The following is a 20,174-nucleotide window of genomic DNA, read 5'->3' as shown; positions in this document are numbered from 1 at the left end:
GTAAATTGCAATAGCCCTTGCAATTTGCAAAACTGCGGATTGACATGCAGACATGTATTGCTTAATATATGACAAATGACTCAGATCCTTTTTGTTAAGCTGTATTTTTTTCAGATCATAACCTTGATTTTATTGATTGCACTGCTGACAGGCATTTATCTACTTTATCAGAAAATTCAAGAGCTTTCTAAAAGAGCCAGTCTGATGGCACATGAAGTCAAAAATCATTTCTGGGGGATTCTACTGCAGGCTGAAATCGGACTGGATGAATCTACCACTGCCAAGAAGGACGAGTATTTGAGACGGATCACAGCTGCAGCAGGGGAATCAGTGAAGCTGGTTGAATTGTTGGAAGCGCAGCCTCGAAGGCGGGAAAATTCCGGATCAATTGATCAGATTCTGAAATCGGAAAAAACTTTTCAGAGGAATTTTACAGGGACTGCCCTGCTGGTTGAAGATCAGGAAATCTTCCGCAGCTTAGGCGAAAAAATGCTCGGCCGGATGGGATTTAAAGTCCTCGCTGCAGGGAGCGGGGTGCAGGCGCTTGGAATTTTCAGAGTGCTGGGAAAGGAAATCAGCCTGGTGCTGCTTGACATACAGCTGCCGGACATGAAGGGAACAGAAATCTTCCGCAATTTGAGGGAAATAAATCCGGCTGTCAGGATCCTTCTCGTTTCCGGAGGCAGCCTAGATCAGGAAATTTTCACTCTAATCCAGGATGGAACTGCAGGTTTCCTGTCCAAGCCGTTTGATGAACTTGACCTTGTCAAAGGGATCAATCACATCTTGACTTGAAACAATTCCCTCTGCTCTGAGATAGAATAATAAGACAGGAACCTGTTTGACAGTTACAGAAAATTTCAAATGGTGAATAGTGAATGAAGAATGGAGAATGGAGAAAAGTCAAGGTGACCGGCAAAATCTGTAATTCGGAATTTGAAATTCAAGATTCAAAATTTTGTAAGGTCTACTAACATGCAGATAACAGTGACTATTGCAGATGATCATGACCTGATCAGGCTGGGGATCAAGACCCTGATCGAAAAAAAAGCCAAAGATATCACTGTGACCGGGGAAGCATCAAACGGCGAGGAAGTCCTGGCCCTGGCAAAAACAAATCCGACTGATGTGTATATCCTGGACATTTCCATGCCAGGGCTGAACGGAATTGACGCGATCCCCAGAATCCTGAGAATTTCCCCTTTGAGCCGGATTATCATTCTTTCAATGCACGACAACAGGGCCTTAGTTGAAAAAGCAATGCTCTCAGGTGCCAGAGGATATCTCCTGAAGACCGGATTGCCTGACGAGATTATCAAAGCAATCAGAACCGTGAGTTCCGACAAATTCTATCTTTCTCCTTCGATCACTAAATATATCGTGGAAGGATTCTTAAAAGGCCGCGCAGAATGCCGCGACTGGGAAGGCCTTTCTCAGCGGGAACGGGAAACAGCGCAGCTGATTGCCGAAGGATTCAGCAGCAAGGAAATTGCCGCAAGATTTAAAATCACAGTCAACACGGTCAATTGGCACAGAAAGAACATCATGGAAAAGCTGGGCCTGCATAAACAGTCCGAACTTACCCGCTGGGCAATCAGCGAAGGTCTGATAGATCACTGAGACTTTAACAGTGAACCGACTTTTTCAACCAGATCATCAACATTGAACTGCTTTTCAATTAAATCATCAGCACCGCAGGCAATTATTTTTTTCCTGATTTCTGCAGTATACTGGCCTGTGATCCCCAGTATTTTGGTTGTTTTATATTTTTCCCTGATCAGTTTGCAGACATCGAAACCGCTGATCCCTGGAAGCATGATATCCAAAATCACAAGTTGAGGTTCAAATTCACCGATGGCTTTTCCAGCCTGAAATCCGTCAGCAGCCAGCTTTACCTGGTACCCGTTTTCCTCCAAAATCAATTTAATGATCTTTAAGACTGATTCATCATCATCCACAACCAGAATTTTGATTTTTCCCAGATCATTCAGGGATCCGCTGATCGGCAAATTATCATCGTTTAACAATGAATCGACTTTTTTCAACAGATCATCATTGGTAATGGGTTTTGCCAGCAAATCCGCCGCACCTGCAGCCATCAGCTTATTTTTGCTCTCTTCAGAATAATGGCCTGTGATCCCCAGTATTTTTGTTTTCTTATATTTTCCTTTAATCGCCTTGCAGACAGCAAATCCGTTGATTCCAGGCAGCAGGATATCCAGAACCACAAGCTGAGGTTCAAAATCATTCAGCGCATCACCTGCCTGAAACCCGTCTTTAGCAAGATAAACAGCGTAGCCGTTTTTCTCCAGTACCTGTTTGAATGTCTTTAAGATAATTTCATCATCATCCACTACCAGAATTTTGATCTCTTTTTCGCAGGTGAGGGTTACAGGGACCGGCAGGTTGTATTCCTTCAGGAATGCCAGCAAGTCCTTGGCCAGGACTCTGTTATGCCCTCCCGGAGTAATGAATGACTTTAATTTACCGGCATTTATCCACCTGGTTACTGTATTCGGATTCACTTCCAGAATCCTGGAAATATCGAACGTAGTAAAAGTCTTGATCCTCAATGTCTATCCTTTAGCCACATCATCTCTAGCTGCCATTTTCAATCAAGTGTTTAACGTCGGTTTGAAGATTGATACTATGTGGTTATTAGAACAATACTAAATTTAATAACAATAGTCAAGATAAATGCATTTTATCGATCTGTGAGACAAGATATTCACTCAGCTGCTCAAACCTTTGCCTGTCCTTATGATAAGACGGCAGGAGGAGCTGGTAATCTCTGACTTTCCGGATGCTTTTGATCTCTATTATCTTGAAGTTTTTCGATAATTTACTGATCAGGTCGTGCAGGGCACCGATGAAAAGGATCCCAGTTTCATCCTGGCCCAGAGTTTCCTCGATTCTCTGGATTATGTAATTATCTCTTTTTTTCAGCAGCCTGCTTTTGACGATTTTATATTTCAGGAAAGCATACAATTTCCTGCAGATGGATTCCGCCCTGGTCAATTCCATCAATCTGTCGTATTCTGCTTTGACTAATTTCAAGTCTTCAGTTTTAACTAAAACAGCTCCTCTTTTCAGGAGTTTCGAAACCACTGCATAATTCCTGCTGCCTGATTTAAGGCTTTCTTCGACAATTTTCATCCCCATTTCGCCGTCAGCAATCATGCCATCCTGGTATATTTTCAATCCGGCAGGATCCAGAGTGTCAAAATAATCAGTGATTACATCCCAGAAGCCTTCAACTGTACTCTGATGTTTAACCCAGAAATCTTCCCCCAGGTCTGCGATCCCGCGCCTGGTTACATCGCCCGCCAGAGAGCCGAGATCGGCACTGGTGTGAATTATCGGGACATAAATCAATGTTCTCATTGAGCCTCTCTATGAGTTGTTTATCTTTTTTTCCAATTTTGTCAATCTCTTTTTCAGTTCGGAATTTTCTTTCTTGATCTCTTTATTCTTTGATTTTGTTGATAGATAAGCATCTTCCTGCCACCAGTTTATTCCCATCTCCAGCGCCTTATCCACTGAAGCAACCAGCAGCCTGATTTTGATGGTGAGCAGATCGATATCTGCAATCTGAATCTTGATGTCTCCTGCAATCACGATTCCCTTATCTAAAACACGCTCTAAAATATCCGCCAGATTCGTGGCATTCACTGCATGCGTCATTTGTTCAGACATCTAAAAAATCTCCTTACATCAGATTTCCAAGCGGACCCAGGTCCAGATTCAATTCTTCATCCTCAAGCCCGAAAATCAGCTGAATTTCCTTGATCTTTTTCTTAACAGCTTTGAGGCTCAGACCCAATTTTTGAATTTCAGGATTGGACAGTGTTCCTTTTTTAACTCTGCGGAAAGCTTCTTTTTCCATCAATTTTCTGATCAGTTCTACAATCGTCAAAACCAGCTTGGCTAAACCCTGCTCCGCCTTTCTGGGACTGCCCAAATCAATCATGCTAGGAATGTTTTCTTCGGTCTTTCTGATTTCGTTCTGCAGGTTTTCTATATATTCCAGGTCCGCTGGAGTGAATTCATTCTGATCACTGTAATTTTTACCGGATATTTCTTCAGCTTTGGAGACTGAGGTCAAAATAAGCCGCAGCCCTAAAAAAACAAGGTCTACATCTGCCATTCTCAGTACAATATCTCCATTGATGACCGCTCCAACCTCTAAAACTTTATCTATGGCATCCACTAAAGTGACGTTTTTGTTTTCATGGCATGTCTCGTTCCTATACATGATTTAGTCCTTTCTCAGTGGGCTGTATCATAAATTTTGAATGTTGAATTTTAAATTGCGGATTTTACATATCATCTTGATTCCTTCCTCCATTCAACATTTAACATTTAAAATTAAAAATTGTGTTCCTAATAATTGGTGAAATTATAAGCAGGCCAGGGACCGCTGGATTCAAGATAAATTCCATCCGCCTGAATCTCCCTGTTTAATCTTCGCAGATCTTTTTTAAAAATTTCCACATCTGCTTCAGGAATCAGACAGGCTGAATTCAGCACCATCGGCTCCCGTCTTCCAGTCAGCTCTTTCCCTAAAACATTAATTTTAACTATCTGAGGAATCTGTTTTTTCAGGTTTTCGTAAAGACTTTCCGCAATCCTGGTTAATTCCTGATCCAGTACTTCGGAAACTGCCTGATTCAATTCCTCTTCCATAAAAAAAGCAGTTCCTTCAGGTAAATCAGCCATATTTTTCTCGGCTTCCCTGATGGTTTCATTGTTTTTTCTGATCAGCTGCTCGAATTTCTTTCTGTCTTTCAGATATGCCTTGACCGACCACTCCTGCTTGCCGCGAGTAATTTCCAGGACTTTTTTGATCAGAGGATAATCCTGGTCCAGGGCTTCTTTCAAGCCGGCTTCCTCTTTGAAAATCGTTCCGAATTTCATGGGTATCAGATTTAATAACTTGCCGTTACAGTTCATCGCGGCTTCGATGATCATTTCGTGGGCAACTGCTTTTTCCTTGATCCAGGCCAGGTTCTCCAGGGCCTTGGTCCGGATCTCGGGCCCGAATTGCTCGAGAGACACTCTGCTGACTGCTACTTCCAGATCGCGATGGCTGATGATTTTGACATCTTCAGATCCGCCAATGCCTGAGCCGGAAATTTCAGCAGCTTCTCCGCTTTTTTCTCTGATGCAATAGACGTACAATCCTTCCACCGCTATTTTTCCTCCTGCCCTTCAGTACCCTTAAGACCGTATGAATCTACTTCCAGGTTCTCGTTCAGCTTGACCAGATAAACATTCCTGTCCTGGACTTTAGTGGACAGTCCCAGGGCCTTGATGAATGAGCTTTCCTCATAAACCTCTGCCTCTACATTCCAGTCAGTACCATTTTTCGCCATCCTGATCACTTTCGCATCCCTTGCTCCAATGGTCTTTTTCAGAAACTCGACGACTGCTTTTCTGGCATCTCCGATGTTGGTCATTTTACATACCCTCCTTTAATTTCCTGATTTCATCCAGGCGCTCCAGCAGCTCTGTTTCCAGCCTGGTGTATTCACTCTCGCTGATTCTGTCCAGTTCAAAGTTCATCTGCAGTTCCATCAGTTTCTCTTTCAAAAGTCCTTCATCGGAAAATTCCCTGTCAGCTGCCTCCCCGATCTTGTCTCCCAGCCAGATCAGGCCCTTCAGCGGGGCCACCAGGATATCGTCAATTAAAAACATTTCTAATCTCCCGCCGTACGAATCACCACATTTACGAAATTAAATGGCGGGAGATTTCCGGTATACTTGAATTTCAATCTTGCACTTTCTTTTTCCGACAGTTCCTGGACATTCCGGTCAAATTCAGCTTCCCTTTCTTTTTCGATCAGGAAAGCGGCGTTGATGATCATCAGCTCCCCATAGCTGTTGTTGACTTTTACCTCTTGCGCAATCGGCGAAAGGGTATTGATGATCTCTTCTTTACAGGCGTTTTTCTCTTTCTGCAGCGCTGCTTCAACCATTTTCCCGATTTCCATCCTCTGAAAGTAAGTCTTGGCCAGGGGTTCGGCAGAAATTGCAGACTTCAACTTCCTGATATCTTCGCTTTTTTCCAGGATTTCTTTGTAGATCAGGTCATCCTTAAATATCACCTTTAAGCCGAGCTCTTTTTTGCCCTCGATTTTTTTCAGCAGTTCGACAAACTTATCATGTTCTTTTGCCAGGATTTTTTTCAGCTTGTCTGCGCTTTCTGCAATCGTGTTGAATCTGACAGGCAGTACGGCGCGTTCCTTCATTACTTCCTCAATCGCCCTTTCATAGGTAAGCACATTTTCCCGGGAAACAGGATAAGTCTTGATCGGCGAGTTGCTGACTACAGCTGAAACATCGTTAAAAACGACTGTGTGCAGCTCGTCGCCTCTTCCGCCGATCCCCAAAGGGCCAAAGGACTGTACTCCGCTGGACGCGATGATGCAGTAAATGTACTTGCCTTCCTTGCAGGAGTCTTCCATTATTTCTCCCATTCCTCAGGATAAATCACGATGTTCACAAAATTGAAGATCGGCAAAGGCCCCACATACAAGAACTTTGTCCGCTCCTGATACTTTTCGCTCAGTTCGTCCATGATGTTGTCGAACTCCTTTTCCCTGCCTTTGCCCACCAGGAAAGCCGCATTGATGAACATCTCGTCGCCGATGGGTTGATTGAGCCTGTAATCAGTGGCTGCAATCCTCAAGGTATCCACAACGTTTTCCGCTTCTTTTCTTTTCTTGATCGAAAGAGCCTTTTCCACTTTCTTGCCCACTTCCAGTTTGGCCTGGTTGCTTTTCAGATTGGTGCTCTCGATCTCTTCCTTGGCTTTTTTAATCACTTTGTTCTCATCGATGATTTCCTGATAGATTATGCCCATGTCCTTCCAGACGCCTTTGACGCCAAGCTCTATCTTGTGGTCAGCCTCCATCAATGCGGTCTTGAACTCCCGGTATCTTCTGTCCAGAAGATTCCTGATCTCTTCCGCGTCAGATGCGATGGTCCCGAATCTGACCGGCAGCACAGCGCCGAATTCCTTCATCACTTCTTCAATCACCCGCTCATGTGTAAGGATATTTTCCCTTCCTACGACAAATTTAATCAGTGGGTGACTGCTCACGACCATGCTCAGGTCATTGTAATTTATTGTCAGAACGTCATCCCCTCTTCCGCCGACACCGATCGGTCCGAAATTCCGCTCCTGGGACGTGGCGATAATGCAATAAATATATTTCCCTTCTTTTTCCATTATTCTCTCACCCTTATCAGCATAGTGTTCTCTTTGAACATTTCCCGGCACAGGGGGATCTGGTCCTGATGCTCCTGTTCCAGCGCAATGCAATAGGTGGAGATTATCTTGTATGCTTTGTTCACTTCATTGAATTCCGCGACTGCACAGGACTCCCCCGGATTCTTGTCCGGATGAGTGGAAAACGCCTGTTTCTGATAGGCTTTTTTCAGCTCATCCCTGTTCGAAACATCGTTGGAAATCCCAAGTCTTTTCTTTGCCCAGTCGATTTCCTCGAATTGCATTTTTTTTACTTCAAGGGTGAAGAAACTGTATGGCGGCAGCGGTCCCACGCATCTGAAATTCAATTTATCCCCGAATTCGGCATTTAAAGTTTCCACTTTCTGATCAAAACTTTCCCGTTTTTCTTTATCAATCAGGAATGCGATGTTGATCACCATCTCGTCATTCATAAGCTCATGGGTCTTGATATCCACGGAAAATAATTTTAAATCATCCAGAATTTTACCGGCGACCAGTTCTTTTTTCCCATTGAGAGCTTTTCCAACCATGAAACCCATCTTCATCTGGTCATCAACTGTGATCCCTTTGGGATTGGTCAGCAGTTTCTCTTTATATTCTTTGATTTCCCTGTCTTCCCCCGCTTCTTTAATCACTGAACTGAAATCATTCCAGCGGGCCACGACATCAATCTCAACTTTATCGCTGATTCTTTGAAAAATCTCTTTTGTGATGCCGTATCCCTTGGACAGGATATCCCTGACTTCCGCCTCATCCTGAGCGAAAGTACCCAGTTTCATGGGAATAACTGCTGCATGTGAATTCAGGACTCGTTCGATCACAGTTTGATGGCACACCAGCAGCCTGGCCAGGATCTCTGTCCTCATGTGCGTGTAATCGACTATTTCAGAGGCTGAAACCAGAGCTGAGATATCCTGATATGAAACTGTATGCACTCCCCGCCCGAATTTACTTTTCCCCGGCGTTTTTGGAAGAACTCCTCCCGCATCGGAAGCTGAGTCTCCGGGATTGGCAAACTGCAGATCTGCAGCAGAATTTACTATTCCATAGATGTAAACTCCCATCTTTTTCATATCAAGCTCCTTTCCTGATTGCGTTTTTGGTAATCATCAGCCCTAATGCTTCTGCAAAGTGCTGTTTCGTAATCTTAAGTTCGGATTTCGGATTTTCCAGATATTCCCTGATCGCCAGCATTGAAGCTTTCCTGCAGATAAATTCGATATCAGCTCCGACTCTTCCTTCGGTCTGTAAGCTTAATTCTTTGAAATCCACATCAGAGAGAGGTTTATTTTTAGTGTGAATTTTGAAAATCTCCTCCCGCGTTTTCTGATCGGGTTTCGGCAGCTCAAACAAAATGTCGAATCTGCCGCTGCGCAGGATTGCGGAATCGACCAGATCAAGCCTGTTGGTGGCAGCCAGGACCATCACCCCTTTCAATTCCTCGATCCCGTCCATCTCAGTCAGGAACTGGCTGATCACCCGTTCAGTGACATGGGCGTCAGTGGAACTCGAACCGCGCATGGGCACCACACTGTCGATCTCGTCGAAGAAAAGCAGCGAAGGCGAAGCCTGTTTCGCAGTCCTGAAGATATCCCGGATCGCCTTTTCGCTTTCACCTACAAATTTGGAGATCAGGGAAGGGCCTTTCACTGAAATGAAGTTGACGCCGCTTTCATTGGCTATGGCTTTTGCGAGCAGCGTTTTTCCTGTGCCTGGAACTCCATACAGCAGAATGCCTTTGGGCGGATTAGTTCCCGCCTTTTTAAAAACGTCCGCATACTTGAGCGGCCATTCCACAGCTTCTTTCAGTTCCTCTTTGATGTTATCCAGGCCGCCGACATCGCTCCATTTCACGTCCGGGACTTCGACAAACACTTCCCTGATTGCCGAAGGCTCGACTTCTTTCAGGGCGTCCCTGAAATTGTCCATTGTCACTTCCAGGTCCATCAGGGTTTCATATGGAATTTCCGCCATTTCGAAGTCAATTTTGGGCAGGATCTTCCTGAGTGCGCTCATCGCAGCTTCACGCGCCAGAGCCTCCAGGTCGGCTCCCACAAATCCATGGGTGATCTCAGCCAGCTTTTCCATTTCGACATCTTCCGCTAAAGGCATGCCCCGCATATGGATCTGGAGTATCTCCAGTCTCCCTTTTTTATCAGGGATCGGGATTGATATCTCCCGGTCGAATCTGCCTGGCCTTCTCAGTGCAGGATCTATGGTATTGGGTATGTTTGTCGCCCCAATTACAATAATCTGGCCTCTGGACTCCAATCCGTCCAGAAGGGACAAGAGCTGAGCCACGACCCTCCGCTCAACCTGTTTCTCGCCGCCCATTTCTTCTCTTTTGGGGGCGATTGAATCTATCTCATCGATGAAGATGATCGCAGGTGCATGGGTCTGGGCATCTTCGAATACGCTTCGCAAACGGGCTTCGCTTTCACCATAAAATTTACCCATGATCTCAGGGCCTGAGATGTGGGTGAAGTAAGCTTCAGTCTCATTGGCCACTGCCCGGGCGATCAGAGTTTTGCCTGTGCCAGGAGGGCCGTAAAGAAAAACCCCCTTCGGCGCACAGATCCCCAGTCTCTCGAATACCTGTGGATATCGTAAGGGAAGCTCGATCATTTCCCTGATTCTTTGGATCTGGGTACCGAGCCCGCCGATATCTTCATAGGAAACCGAGGTTGCTTTTGCCTCCCCTTTTTTCGTCTCCAGCCTGATTGATGTTGCTGCATTTATCAAAACCACTCCGTCAGGACTGGTATCCATCACTTTGAAATCACACGACCTGGAACCGAAAAAATTGGTTCTGATCCTGTCACCTGCTGAAACCGGCAGTCCCTCGATCAAAGAACCGATGTATTTGGTATCATTGTCCCTCTGCTGCAGGCTGGAGATAGTCAGCGGAGCCAGGGTAATTCTGACAGCAGGATGGGCGGCAATTTTACTGATCTTTACTTTATCGTCCAGCCCGGTTTGGGCGTTCTCCCTCGAAATGCCGTCGATCTGGATGATCTTTTTACCCCTTTCATCTGCATAGCACGGCATTGCTTTCGCAGATGTCTTTCTTTTACCATTGATTTCAATAGTATCGCCTACAGCCAATCCGAGATTTTTCATGTCCTCAGGATCGATTCTGGCGATTACCCGGCCCACGTCCTTGGATAGCGCTTCTTTGACTTTTAACACAATCACTTTATCCGTTTTTAATTCTGGCGACATAAAAATTCCCCCAAATGATTTAAACACTCCAGTCCTCTGACTTCGTGAGGTTGCAAAGGCACAATGGTAAGTTTCAAGTCGGAAAACTGAACCTTGATCTGTTGGATGTATTTCTGCTGCTCTTTATGCCTTTGCTTGCAAAATTCACAATCACTTGATTCGTAATAATTATTGACTATCAATTGCTTAACCTTTATCCCATAGTTGTTTAAAGTGTTGATCAGTCTTTCAGTTTCCGAAATTGCCATCTCTTCCGGGATCGTCACTGCTACAAACTCACATTTATTCTGGTCTCTGAGCAATTTCTCAATATTCTTGACGGTTTTCTTCATTTCCATCAGAAAATCATCGCCATCGTCGGAATTGTATCTTCCGGAGAAAGTCTCAACCATGTATCTGTATTTCCAGCGCATTTTCGCTAAGACCTTGATCCATTCGTCAAGAAGTGTGGGCATAGTCAACAGCCTCAAGGCATGACCTGTAGGTGCAGTGTCCACTATGAATTTTTCGAACTGGGCCTGTTCGATCAGATCTATGATTTGTTTGAATCCCATCACCTCGTCTATCCCTGGGATCGGAAGTGCGAAAACAGCATCAATATCTTCCTGATCAAAAGCAGTGGAGGTATCAAAGATCTTCCTGATCTGTTTTTCGTATTTTTCTTTGAACTGCATCAGAACTTTTTGAGCATTTATTTCAAGGACTGACAGGCCGATCGCGCCCATTCCTTCTGTTATGTCATCTCCGGTTTCCTGCCCCAGACTGTCTGACAGAGAATGCGCGGGGTCAGTGGAAATGACCAGCACTCTGTTGCCTTCTCTGGCCAGGTGAAGACCTGTGCTGACCGCACAGGTCGTTTTTCCCACGCCGCCCTTTCCGCCGAATAAGATCAGCTGGAGAGCATTTTCTGATAACCCGGTCAATGCCATGGTTTATTCCTTCCTCAGTTCAAAGCAGTCACTTTGCAGCGTAATCAGGATTTCCTTTCAGTGCTTACCTGGATTTTTTCAGCATAATCTCCAGCATGCCGTTTTTGTAGCTTGAAGTTAAATTCCCAGGCAGTATTTTTACTGGAAGCAGAATTTCCTTATGATACTTCCGGTTGCCGTTCCGGGCTGAAATATCCAGGATATCTTCCTTTAAATCAAGCTTGATATCCTCTTGATTTACACCAGGCATCTCGGCATAGATTTTTACTTCATCAGCTTCGTCAAAAACATCGGTGATCGGCTCTCTTTCCTCTTCCACCTTAGGTCCCTGTGGAGTTTTTTTGATGTTGCCGAACGGCTCGACTACTTGTTTCCCGCCGATAGCGGTCTTGATGGAAAAGCCGAATACGCCTTTCATGCCTTCCTTGAGCTGGCTGAGGTCAAGCTCCCCTTCTTTTCTGATTTCTCCGCCTGAACTTTTTAAGCCTTCAGCCAGATCCACCAGTTTTTCAATCCCCTTGAATAAACCTCCGATGCCAAAATCAAAGTTTTCCACTTCCTTTTTTTTCTTTTCTCTTGCCATTCTGATTCCCCTTTCCGGTGATTAATACTTCAAAGAAAACGTTTTCAACGGCTTGGCCGGAACATTTCCAGCCATGTTTAAAGTCCTGGGCTTTTGCTTTTCGAAAATTTCTTTCTGCAATTTCTCGATCCAGTTGTGGATGGTATCCAGACGTCTGCGGATCGCGTTTCTTCTTTTATCCAGCGAAAAAGCCTCTTTCTCCAGTCTGTCTTTCTCCCGTGCCAAAGTATACAATTCTAAAAAGGCGGATCTTTGAACCTTGGGCACGCATCTCCCGCCTATCGTCTGCATGCTTTTGATGTCCCTGATATCAGTTAACTGCTGGATTCTCTTCATCCGGTTTACTCCCTCTGGTATGTTTCTCGACCAGATCCTTGACTATGTCTTTCACCCTGCTTTGATTGGTTTTAGAGCCGACCCTGCTTGTTTCTGAGGCCAGGATATCCTGGCAGACCTGCAAAAAAGCTCCGTTGGGTTTCGCTCTAGAAGCGCCCTGGATCTTGAATGTTTTGGCAATCATGATGCTGCCGCGGATCGTGGGTGAGAATTCGCACTTCCCGGATTCCCTTAAACCCCTTACGATATTCACTATCATCTCTGTGTCTGCTCTGGAAAGTTTGGATTTTGATTGAGTGATGGCTACCTCTGTCTCGTAATCGAAATGATCCAGGTCCATGGTTATCATCCTGTCCCTTAACGCATCCTGGCTCCTGTGGACTCCGGCGTATTCCTCGGGATTGGAGGTAAAGATGGAGGTGAAGTCAGGATCAACCCTCAGGTACTGTTCTTCGCTGCCTCTTCCGACAGGCAGATCCATCATCTTCTCCTGCAGAATCGAAAGCAGAATATTGTTTGCCTCAGGCCTGGAGCGGGTGAATTCATCATAGATCAATGTGAATCCGTATTTGCATGCTACAGTCAGACGATTGTCCACCCAGCGCTTGACCATGTCTTCATCGGTTTTCACAACCCGTGAGACATACCTGTCCACGACTTTCCTGAGCCTGTAGCCATATTCTCCACCGACAAGGTTGGAAGTCGTGAATTCCTCGTCCCCGTGGATCATCACCACAGGTCTGTTGACTTTGCTTGCCACATGCATGGCAAGTGTAGTCTTGCCTGTACCTGAGATCCCTCTGAAATGGACTGGAAAACCAGCCTTGATATATGAAAGGGATCTCTCTGTGACGGCTTTGATGTATTTAGTTTCTACAAAATCAGGCATCGGACTGGCCTCAAGCACTGTAATCATCTCATCAATCATTTTCCTCACCTCTTTCCAGGTTTATTGATATTCTCATCTTTGACAGGAACCTGTCTTCCTACTCAGGGAAATATAGATTCTCCTCTTTCCTGACCTTGCCTTCATCCAGAAGTTTTTTGGCTACCTGGCCGAGCCTGGCCCGCATCACTCCAAGTTTAGTTTCCATATCTCCTACACTGATACCCTTGTGATGCTTGCTGATCAGCTTCAGAACCGTGCCGTGCAGGTCACTTCCGGTTTCCCTGGCTTCCACCTTTTCTTCCACAGACTCTTTTACTGTTGAGGCTTTTTCTACGGCAGGTTTAGGCGCTGAAACTGCTTTTCTGGTTTTGATGGAAGCAGTATCCCGATTCTGCCAGGCTTCTTTAGCTTTTTTCATGTCAGCACTATATTCACCTACCAGTTTCCTGGCATTTTTCCGGAGCTCTTTCGTGTGATTCGCGATCTCCCTGACATTTTTCGCCAGATCATTTTTTAAATTTTCAGACATCTGGACATGAGCTTCCTTGAACTCTTTCACTTTCTGATTGGCTGAGGTTTTAATTTCCTCTACTTCTTTGGAAAGATTTTTCACAAAGTCCGCCATTTTTTTTGCCTGCTCCTCGCTCATATCTTTGCGATTCGTCTTGAATTCAGTCAGCATGGACTCAACATTTTTGGACAGAGTCCCGGCGAAATCGGAAAGATTCTTGGCCTGCTCCTCAGCCATTTTTTCCCGATCCTTTGAAAAGTCCTTTACAGTGTCCCTGGCTTTACTCAAAATCGTACGGGTGTCGGAGAGTATTCCGACAAGTGTTTTTGTCCGTTCCTGTTTGGAACTGGCGATGTTTTCGGCGATACCTTTCATGCTTTCAGAGATTCCCATTTTGTTCCTCCTTGTTCGTGATTGAATTATTAGCTCTTCCTGGTCCGAAACTTTTCTTTAAGTCTCTATATGGCTGACCTCCGTTGAATTTTTTATTCGTCCAAGCAGTATGTCTACTTCTTTTCTTCTTTCTTTCCTGCGAGCCAGCCGCTCTTTATGCTGAACCATGAACTCGCGGAACATTTCCTTGAGATCCTTGATCCGAAGCTGATTTCCCTTGATTAAAAGTTCCTTAAGTTTTTTTGCCATCTCCTGCTGCTCTTTCTGAAATTCCTTCAACTTGGAATTGGCTTCTTCTTTCCTGAAATCCTGACTGGCCAGGATCTCTTTGATCATTTCCTGAAATTTCTTGACCCTCTGCAGATCGCCTTTGACAAGGGCGGCTTTAAATTCAGCCAGATTCTCCCTCAGAGTACGCGACATTTCCCGCTGCTGATTAAGATAGCTTTTTAATAAATTCTTGACTTCAGTTTCCAGCTCTTCCTGGGCGGAGATTACATTGTGCGTTATTTTGTCAAAGTCTTTTTTTCTCAAGTGCTCGTTCTGGGCAAGGATGTTCCGCAACTCAGTCTTGATTTTTTGACCCTCTTCCTTATCTTCAAGAAAGGCTTCCTGAAAATTGTCAAAAATCTGGGTGTTGTCGAAAACCGCTCCTACGCTGTCGATCTTTTCTTCATAAAATGAAATGACGTTCTCAGCTGCGTTCTTCAGATCCGTTACTTCCGGTCTCATAAATACTCCGCTTCGGGAAGGAACTTCTTGGCGAATCATGCTCTGGTCCTGCTTGGGATGTGAGGATGACCCGGCAAGCTCCCCCCTGATGTCAGTTTATGCTGCTGTTGCAGTTAAGCCGATGGCTTCCGCATACTTCAGGTAAGTTTCGACTGATGCCACTACGACTCTGGCTTCAATCGCAAGGATCTCGATGCCGACAAGTGATACTCTCACCCATGCATCAACTACCACGCCCTTGTCAAGAATCCTGTCAATAACCTCGACCAGACTGCTGGAACCGATTGCTTTTTCGACTGCCATTTGTGTCTCCTTGTTAGATTTTTCTTACGGACTGTTGCATCTTACTGATGCTGCAGTCCGTTAGTGCGCGATCCTTACGCCGCTGTCGCCGTCAGGCCGATGGCTTCCGCATACTTCAGGTAAGTTTCGACTGATGCCACTACGACCCTGGCTTCAATCGCGAGGATCTCGATGCCGACCAGCGAGACTCTGACCCAGGCGTCAACTACAACGCCCTTGTCAAGAATCCTGTCGATAACCTCGACCAGACTGCTGGAACCGATTGCTTTTTCGACTGCCATGTTTTTCACCTCCCTTCACTGAGATTGTCAGGAATTTCGATCCTGTTCACTTGAAAAACGAACCGACTTTTTTCACCAGTTCACTGGTTACAACGGGTTTTACCATTAAATCATCCGCACCTGAGGCAAGCATTTTGCGGATATTCTCCTCTGTGTCATAACCAGTGATCCCAAGTATCTTTATTTTTTTATGCTTTTCTTTGATCATTTTGCAGACGTCGTAGCCATTGATCCCTGGAAGCATGATGTCCAAAATTACCAGGCCCGGTTCAAAATCGCTGACTGCTTCCCCGGCCTGGAATCCATCCTTGGCGATAAATACTTTGTATTTTCTTCTTCCTTCCAAAATCTTTTTGATCAGCTTTGAAACAACTTCATCATCATCAACGACCAGAATTTTCTTTTCGTGGTTCAAGGAATCAGGGATCGGCATATCATACTTTTTTAAGAATTCCAGCAGATTTTTATCTGAAACTCGTTTATGGCTGCCTGGAGTGTTGAATGCTTTTAATTTTCCTTCGTTTATCCATCTGGATACAGTGCTTGGATGAACTTCAAGGATCTTTGAAATATCAAAAGTAGTGAAAGTCTTGTTTCTAATTGTTTTGCCCGTTTGTTTCGTTAGCAGACTTAGCATACATTGTTAGTTATATCTTGATTGCAGTTTATGCATCGTTTGCTGATTTAACTATAGCACGAAAAGTTGTCAAGTCAAATCCTTTTTTTTAGATTTTCCCTGACCTGATACTAAGGTGATAATCTGTAATTAAAAATCCCGGGTATCCCTGTGAAATCCGCCATTGGCATGATTCCAGACCCTGAAATTCAAGCACAGCCTCAGCTGTTTTTGATCAGCCTTGAAAAGGAGTTTTCTCTTGACTATTGTTTGGATTATTGAAATGTCCGATCATTAAATCCATCGGATTCAGTGTTCGTTCTAAAAAGATTTTTTCCTGTTTCCGGCTGCCCGGCTGGGAACAAGGTATTGAGCGCTTTCTGCATTTCAGTTAAAGTGATTGGTTTAGGCAGGCTGAGATCTGCAGCGCACGACTCCTTCTTCTTTTTAAGGCTCGGATCGAATCCGCTGAACAGGATCACTTTGAGCCCTGGACAGATCTTTTTGGCTTCTTCGGCAAGCTCAGTGCCGCTCATGCCAGGCATGCCGTCATCTGTGATCAGAAGGTCAGGCCTGTATCTGAGCATTGATTCCAGTGCTTCCTTAGCCAGGCTGTAAGTGCGCACCTTGTGGCCGTCTGAGAGAAGCATGAGGGACAAGGCCTGCAGAGCCCGCAGATCGTCTTCCACTGCAACGATCGAGAGGGTCCTGCCTGCAGCTCCTGTTTCCGGCTTATCCGATCCTTCCCGACTTTTCGCGGCAGACAGAAGGATCGAGACTGCAGTGCCTTTGCCTGGCTCGGACTTCACACTCACCCTGCCATTGTGCCTTTCCACTATCTCCTTCACCATGCTCATGCCCAGGCCTGTCCCGTTCTCACCCTTGGTGGTGAAAAAGGGCTCGAATAACTGAGCAAGTGTTTCGCTGTCCATGCCTGTGCCTGTGTCTGAAACTTCGATCAGGACATTCTCTCCTTCCGGAACCATGCGCAGAGTCACTTCCCCGCCTTCCCTGCAGGCGTCCACTGAATTGAAGATCAGGTTTAGCAGGATCTCCTTGAGCTGGCTCTCAATGCCTGCCACCAGCGGCACGTCCTGGATTTCGGAGTGCAGGGAGAGTTCCCGACCTCCCACATAGGATTCAAGGGCAAACCTGGGCTGTACGAGCTTGACCACTTCCCTGGCCATCATTTTCAGGCTGACAAGCTGGGGCGCAGCATTCTCATCCTGCTTGCGGTAGAACTCGCGCATGCGTGTGACCAGGACTGCAGCATCACCTGCTGCGTTGAGGATCACTTCAGTATTTTCCCCGATCCGCCTGTCATTGTACTTTTTGGCATTGTAATCATGAAGTGACTCTGCATAACCGATGATAGTGGAGAGAATATTGTTGAAATCATGGGCGATTCCGCCTGCCATCTGGCCAAGGGAAAACAGGCGCTCCCTGTTCTGGGCCTCGGCCTGAGCCTTTTTCAGGGCACCTGTCTTGGCTGAGAGTTCAGCGGTTTTCCGGATCACCTGGCGACTCTGAAAATAGGAATACACAGCCAGTGCGATTAAAAAACAGAAAACCACGAAAAGCAGAGATCTGAATCTGTTCGAGACAAGCGGCACCTGAGCGCGGTCAGTCCATTTGCGTAATGCCTTGTAATATGCAGAGTCAGGATCCTGCTGAAGTTCCTTGAGGCAGCGGTCCATGCTGACGATCAGGTCTGCATGCCTGCCTTTTGTATAGGCGAAATGCAGGCGTGTGGGATTGAAGATCACAGGTGTTTCCCTGATCTGTCCGGCCAAATCCCCGGAAGGGATGAAATAGCGGTTGAAAATCGCAAAATCAACTTTCCCTTCAGCCAGTGCTGATACGAGCAGCGGATAATCGTCCAGCCCGATGACTTCAGGGTTGATCCCGAAATCGCGGCTCATGTTCACGAACATGTCCTGCTGTACGGATTGCGCCAGCACTCCGATCCTGTGGCAGTTCAGGTCAAGGATGGAAGTGACAGGTTCTTTCCTTCTGGAGTACACCTGGAACCAGTCTGACAGTACCGGTACGGCACCGAAATCATACAGCTGGGCCCGGGCTTCCGTATAGCACACATCAGGCATGATGTCGATTTCGCCGCTTGAGAGCCGGCCGAGCCCCTGCGGCCAGTTGCCGTATACATATTCGATCTGCAGATGTTCTCTGGCAGCGATGTCTGCGAGTATGTCCGCGAAGATCCCGGCAGCCTGTCCTTTTTCATCGCGGAAAATCTTGGGTTTGTTATCGTAAAGCCCTATTTTCAAGGTATCTGCATAAGCTGAGACGAGCGTAAAAAAAAGGACAAGAGCCAGAACAAGTTCTTTATGGGTAAAATGGAAATTGTGTTTGATCATTCCTGCTCCTTTTTCAGCCTCTGCGGTCACGGATCTGACAGCGGGTGATTTTTCTCATTTTATCCAAATATTGTAAATAAGTCCATCTTAGAAAAAAACAAAGTGTGGCACTTCTCAAAAAAATACAATCAACTTGTCTAAATTATATAACTTGACAATTAAATCAAGTCCTGGTATTTAAACAAGCATGAGGTACAAATCTGAGCATATTTCGATGATGTCTAAAATCCCCGAGACTTTTGCTGCTATTTTAGGGGTCACAAACGAACAATTAGATTTTCATAGAACCGAAAGTATTTCAAGCGATTTAACACTTAAAGCACTCGGAATGACTTTTCAAGTGAATTTTATCATAAATACAAGTGCCGCAAATATAAACTCCACTATTCAATATCTCCAGCAGCATCAAATTGTCAATGGGAAATCGGATAAATATCCACTTATAGCAGCAGCATACATGGGCGAAGTTGGACGTAAGGTCTGTGAGCAAAACAATATAGGGTGGTTTGACCTCAGCGGCAATGCGCATATAATTGCCCCAAAACTCAGAATCATCATCTCTGGAAATCGAAATCAATTTCTTAACCAGGGAAGGCCTGCAAATCTATTCGCCCCGAAAAGTTCCAGGGTAACCAGATGGCTGCTTCTCCACCATGAAAAATCATTCACGCAACGTGAAATTTCCCGTGCTACATATCTGGATGAAGGCTTTGTGAGCAGAATCGTGACACGTCTATTGAAGGATGGTTATCTGCAGAGAAATAATGAATCTGCTGTAAAACCAAAAGATCCGGAATTATTACTGTCTTCGTGGAGGGAATCCTATAAGCTTGATAAGCACATTATCATTCGAGGTCATGCGCCAGCACGCTCCGGGGATGAACTTCTAAAAAAAATAGCTGAAATCTCTGTTGCGAACAATGCAAAGTATGCCGCTACGGGACTGGCGGCAGCTTGGGCATATACAAAATTCTCTGGATTCAGGATATGTTCTATTTACGTGGAAAAAGAACCCGATCAAACGTTTTATGAAAAAATCGGTTTTCGTAAGGACCCACGTGGCGCTAATCTGTGGTTGCTTATTCCAAACGATACCGAAGTTTTCTTGGGTGAAAAAAAAATGGAAGACATTAACTGCGTACATCCATTACAAGTTTATCTTGACTTAAAGGCGCATCCTGAAAGATCAGAAGAAGTGGCGAGCGAATTGAAAAACAGATTCCTGAATTGGAAAAATAATGCTTAATAAACCCGCGCTTGCTTCTGAATATAAACTCGAACAATTTGAACTAGTAAAACAAACTTGCTTACATGTTGCTACCAAACTCGGAAATTTAATGGATGAAGTAGTAGTCGTGGGAGGATTGGTCCCCTCTTTGTTAATCGACCAAGACAGACTTCCAACAGGTGCGGAAACGCATGCCGGTACAATTGATCTTGATATCGGTTTGTCATTAGCATTGTTCAAAAAAGAATTGTATAAAACTTTTTCAGAGAACTTACGTGATAACGGTTTTAAACCGGATAAAAATCCTAATGGTCGTAAAACTTCCCAGAGATGGCGCGCGCCTGGATCAATACCTGTAACCGTAGATTTTCTAATTCAACCTGACTCCGAATTTGATAAAATCCCCGGAAGTGGTGTAAAAAAAGCAGTCTGAAAATATAATAGCCATCGGAAACTCCAAAATTTCCACGACCAAGTTTCAATAAAGGAGCAAACCGATGGCCAAAAAAACTATAGCGTTG

The 20,174-nt window shown here is 45.1% G+C and carries 25 protein-coding genes; 4 read left to right on the top strand and 21 right to left on the bottom strand.

What is annotated here, in order from left to right:
- The first annotated feature begins 75 nt into the window (after positions 1–75).
- Together PHW04_03380 and PHW04_03375 are read left to right on the top strand one after the other, a co-directional pair.
- On the top strand, positions 76–795 hold the full coding sequence (locus tag PHW04_03380) for a response regulator (protein ID MDD2714920.1): 720 nt from the start codon (positions 76–78) through the stop codon (positions 793–795).
- A 180-nt stretch (positions 796–975) separates the two neighbouring features.
- Entirely contained in the window at positions 976–1,620 is a 645-nt protein-coding gene (locus PHW04_03375) for a response regulator transcription factor (GenBank protein MDD2714919.1), read from the top strand.
- Here the strand turns inward: PHW04_03375 and PHW04_03370 are convergent.
- The 21 genes from PHW04_03370 to PHW04_03270 all read right to left on the bottom strand — a co-directional run bounded on the left by PHW04_03370 (position 1,614) and on the right by PHW04_03270 (position 18,425).
- On the bottom strand, positions 1,614–2,573 hold the full coding sequence (locus PHW04_03370; GenBank protein ID MDD2714918.1) for a response regulator: 960 nt from the start codon (positions 2,571–2,573) through the stop codon (positions 1,614–1,616). The genes PHW04_03375 and PHW04_03370 overlap by 7 nt on opposite strands.
- 115 nt (positions 2,574–2,688) lie before the next feature.
- The gene (locus PHW04_03365; protein MDD2714917.1) at positions 2,689–3,384 is read right to left on the bottom strand and encodes a hypothetical protein; all 696 of its coding nucleotides are present in this window, start codon (positions 3,382–3,384) and stop codon (positions 2,689–2,691) included.
- A 9-nt stretch (positions 3,385–3,393) separates the two neighbouring features.
- The gene (locus PHW04_03360) at positions 3,394–3,696 is read right to left on the bottom strand and encodes a gas vesicle protein (GenBank protein MDD2714916.1); all 303 of its coding nucleotides are present in this window, start codon (positions 3,694–3,696) and stop codon (positions 3,394–3,396) included.
- A 13-nt stretch (positions 3,697–3,709) separates the two neighbouring features.
- Positions 3,710–4,255 (bottom strand): gas vesicle protein K, encoded by a 546-nt coding sequence (locus PHW04_03355; GenBank protein MDD2714915.1) that lies wholly within the window; start codon positions 4,253–4,255, stop codon positions 3,710–3,712.
- A gap of 128 nt (positions 4,256–4,383) precedes the next feature.
- Entirely contained in the window at positions 4,384–5,190 is an 807-nt protein-coding gene (locus PHW04_03350) for a GvpL/GvpF family gas vesicle protein (protein ID MDD2714914.1), read from the bottom strand.
- A gap of 2 nt (positions 5,191–5,192) precedes the next feature.
- Positions 5,193–5,459 (bottom strand): hypothetical protein, encoded by a 267-nt coding sequence (locus PHW04_03345; GenBank protein ID MDD2714913.1) that lies wholly within the window; start codon positions 5,457–5,459, stop codon positions 5,193–5,195.
- Position 5,460: 1 nt separating this feature from the next.
- Positions 5,461–5,697: a gas vesicle protein GvpG gene (locus PHW04_03340; GenBank protein MDD2714912.1), complete on the bottom strand. Its 237-nt coding sequence runs from the start codon at positions 5,695–5,697 to the stop codon at positions 5,461–5,463.
- Positions 5,698–5,699: 2 nt separating this feature from the next.
- Positions 5,700–6,467 carry a GvpL/GvpF family gas vesicle protein gene (locus PHW04_03335; protein MDD2714911.1) on the bottom strand — a complete coding sequence of 256 codons (768 nt, stop codon included), beginning with the start codon at positions 6,465–6,467 and terminating at the stop codon, positions 5,700–5,702.
- Positions 6,467–7,234: a GvpL/GvpF family gas vesicle protein gene (locus PHW04_03330; protein MDD2714910.1), complete on the bottom strand. Its 768-nt coding sequence runs from the start codon at positions 7,232–7,234 to the stop codon at positions 6,467–6,469. Before PHW04_03330 ends, PHW04_03335 begins: the two co-directional genes overlap by 1 nt.
- Positions 7,234–8,328, bottom strand: coding sequence for a GvpL/GvpF family gas vesicle protein (locus PHW04_03325; protein ID MDD2714909.1), 1,095 nt, complete (start codon positions 8,326–8,328; stop codon positions 7,234–7,236). The genes PHW04_03330 and PHW04_03325 overlap by 1 nt, the downstream gene beginning before the upstream one ends.
- 1 nt (position 8,329) lies before the next feature.
- On the bottom strand, positions 8,330–10,477 hold the full coding sequence (locus PHW04_03320) for a CDC48 family AAA ATPase (GenBank protein MDD2714908.1): 2,148 nt from the start codon (positions 10,475–10,477) through the stop codon (positions 8,330–8,332).
- The gene (locus PHW04_03315; GenBank protein MDD2714907.1) at positions 10,462–11,406 is read right to left on the bottom strand and encodes an ArsA family ATPase; all 945 of its coding nucleotides are present in this window, start codon (positions 11,404–11,406) and stop codon (positions 10,462–10,464) included. Before PHW04_03315 ends, PHW04_03320 begins: the two co-directional genes overlap by 16 nt.
- A gap of 64 nt (positions 11,407–11,470) precedes the next feature.
- Positions 11,471–11,989, bottom strand: coding sequence for an Hsp20/alpha crystallin family protein (locus tag PHW04_03310; GenBank protein MDD2714906.1), 519 nt, complete (start codon positions 11,987–11,989; stop codon positions 11,471–11,473).
- A 21-nt stretch (positions 11,990–12,010) separates the two neighbouring features.
- Positions 12,011–12,325, bottom strand: a complete 315-nt coding sequence (locus tag PHW04_03305) for a hypothetical protein (protein MDD2714905.1) — start codon at positions 12,323–12,325, stop codon at positions 12,011–12,013.
- Complete coding sequence (gvpN, locus tag PHW04_03300) at positions 12,300–13,253, bottom strand: gas vesicle protein GvpN (GenBank protein MDD2714904.1); 954 nt, start codon at positions 13,251–13,253, stop codon at positions 12,300–12,302. The genes PHW04_03305 and gvpN overlap by 26 nt, the downstream gene beginning before the upstream one ends.
- A gap of 58 nt (positions 13,254–13,311) precedes the next feature.
- The gene (locus PHW04_03295; GenBank protein MDD2714903.1) at positions 13,312–14,118 is read right to left on the bottom strand and encodes a hypothetical protein; all 807 of its coding nucleotides are present in this window, start codon (positions 14,116–14,118) and stop codon (positions 13,312–13,314) included.
- A 57-nt stretch (positions 14,119–14,175) separates the two neighbouring features.
- On the bottom strand, positions 14,176–14,850 hold the full coding sequence (locus PHW04_03290) for a hypothetical protein (protein ID MDD2714902.1): 675 nt from the start codon (positions 14,848–14,850) through the stop codon (positions 14,176–14,178).
- Positions 14,851–14,946: 96 nt separating this feature from the next.
- On the bottom strand, positions 14,947–15,153 hold the full coding sequence (gene gvpA, locus PHW04_03285) for a gas vesicle structural protein GvpA (protein ID MDD2714901.1): 207 nt from the start codon (positions 15,151–15,153) through the stop codon (positions 14,947–14,949).
- A 74-nt stretch (positions 15,154–15,227) separates the two neighbouring features.
- Complete coding sequence (gvpA, locus tag PHW04_03280) at positions 15,228–15,434, bottom strand: gas vesicle structural protein GvpA (protein ID MDD2714900.1); 207 nt, start codon at positions 15,432–15,434, stop codon at positions 15,228–15,230.
- Between the two features lie 46 nt (positions 15,435–15,480).
- Positions 15,481–16,071 (bottom strand): response regulator, encoded by a 591-nt coding sequence (locus PHW04_03275; GenBank protein MDD2714899.1) that lies wholly within the window; start codon positions 16,069–16,071, stop codon positions 15,481–15,483.
- A 254-nt stretch (positions 16,072–16,325) separates the two neighbouring features.
- On the bottom strand, positions 16,326–18,425 hold the full coding sequence (locus tag PHW04_03270; GenBank protein MDD2714898.1) for an ATP-binding protein: 2,100 nt from the start codon (positions 18,423–18,425) through the stop codon (positions 16,326–16,328).
- A 217-nt stretch (positions 18,426–18,642) separates the two neighbouring features.
- Here PHW04_03270 and PHW04_03265 point away from each other — a divergent pair, with 217 nt between their 5' ends.
- Together PHW04_03265 and PHW04_03260 are read left to right on the top strand one after the other, a co-directional pair.
- Positions 18,643–19,671, top strand: a complete 1,029-nt coding sequence (locus PHW04_03265) for a type IV toxin-antitoxin system AbiEi family antitoxin (protein MDD2714897.1) — start codon at positions 18,643–18,645, stop codon at positions 19,669–19,671.
- The gene (locus PHW04_03260) at positions 19,664–20,086 is read left to right on the top strand and encodes a hypothetical protein (protein MDD2714896.1); all 423 of its coding nucleotides are present in this window, start codon (positions 19,664–19,666) and stop codon (positions 20,084–20,086) included. The genes PHW04_03265 and PHW04_03260 overlap by 8 nt, the downstream gene beginning before the upstream one ends.
- Positions 20,087–20,174 lie beyond the last annotated feature (88 nt).

The sequence above is a fragment of the Candidatus Wallbacteria bacterium genome (genome assembly GCA_028687545.1).
Lineage (GTDB): Bacteria > Muiribacteriota > JAQTZZ01 > JAQTZZ01 > JAQTZZ01 > JAQTZZ01.
The sequence above is the reverse complement of the archived record's forward strand: the minus strand, read 5'-3'. Positions and strand labels throughout refer to the sequence as shown.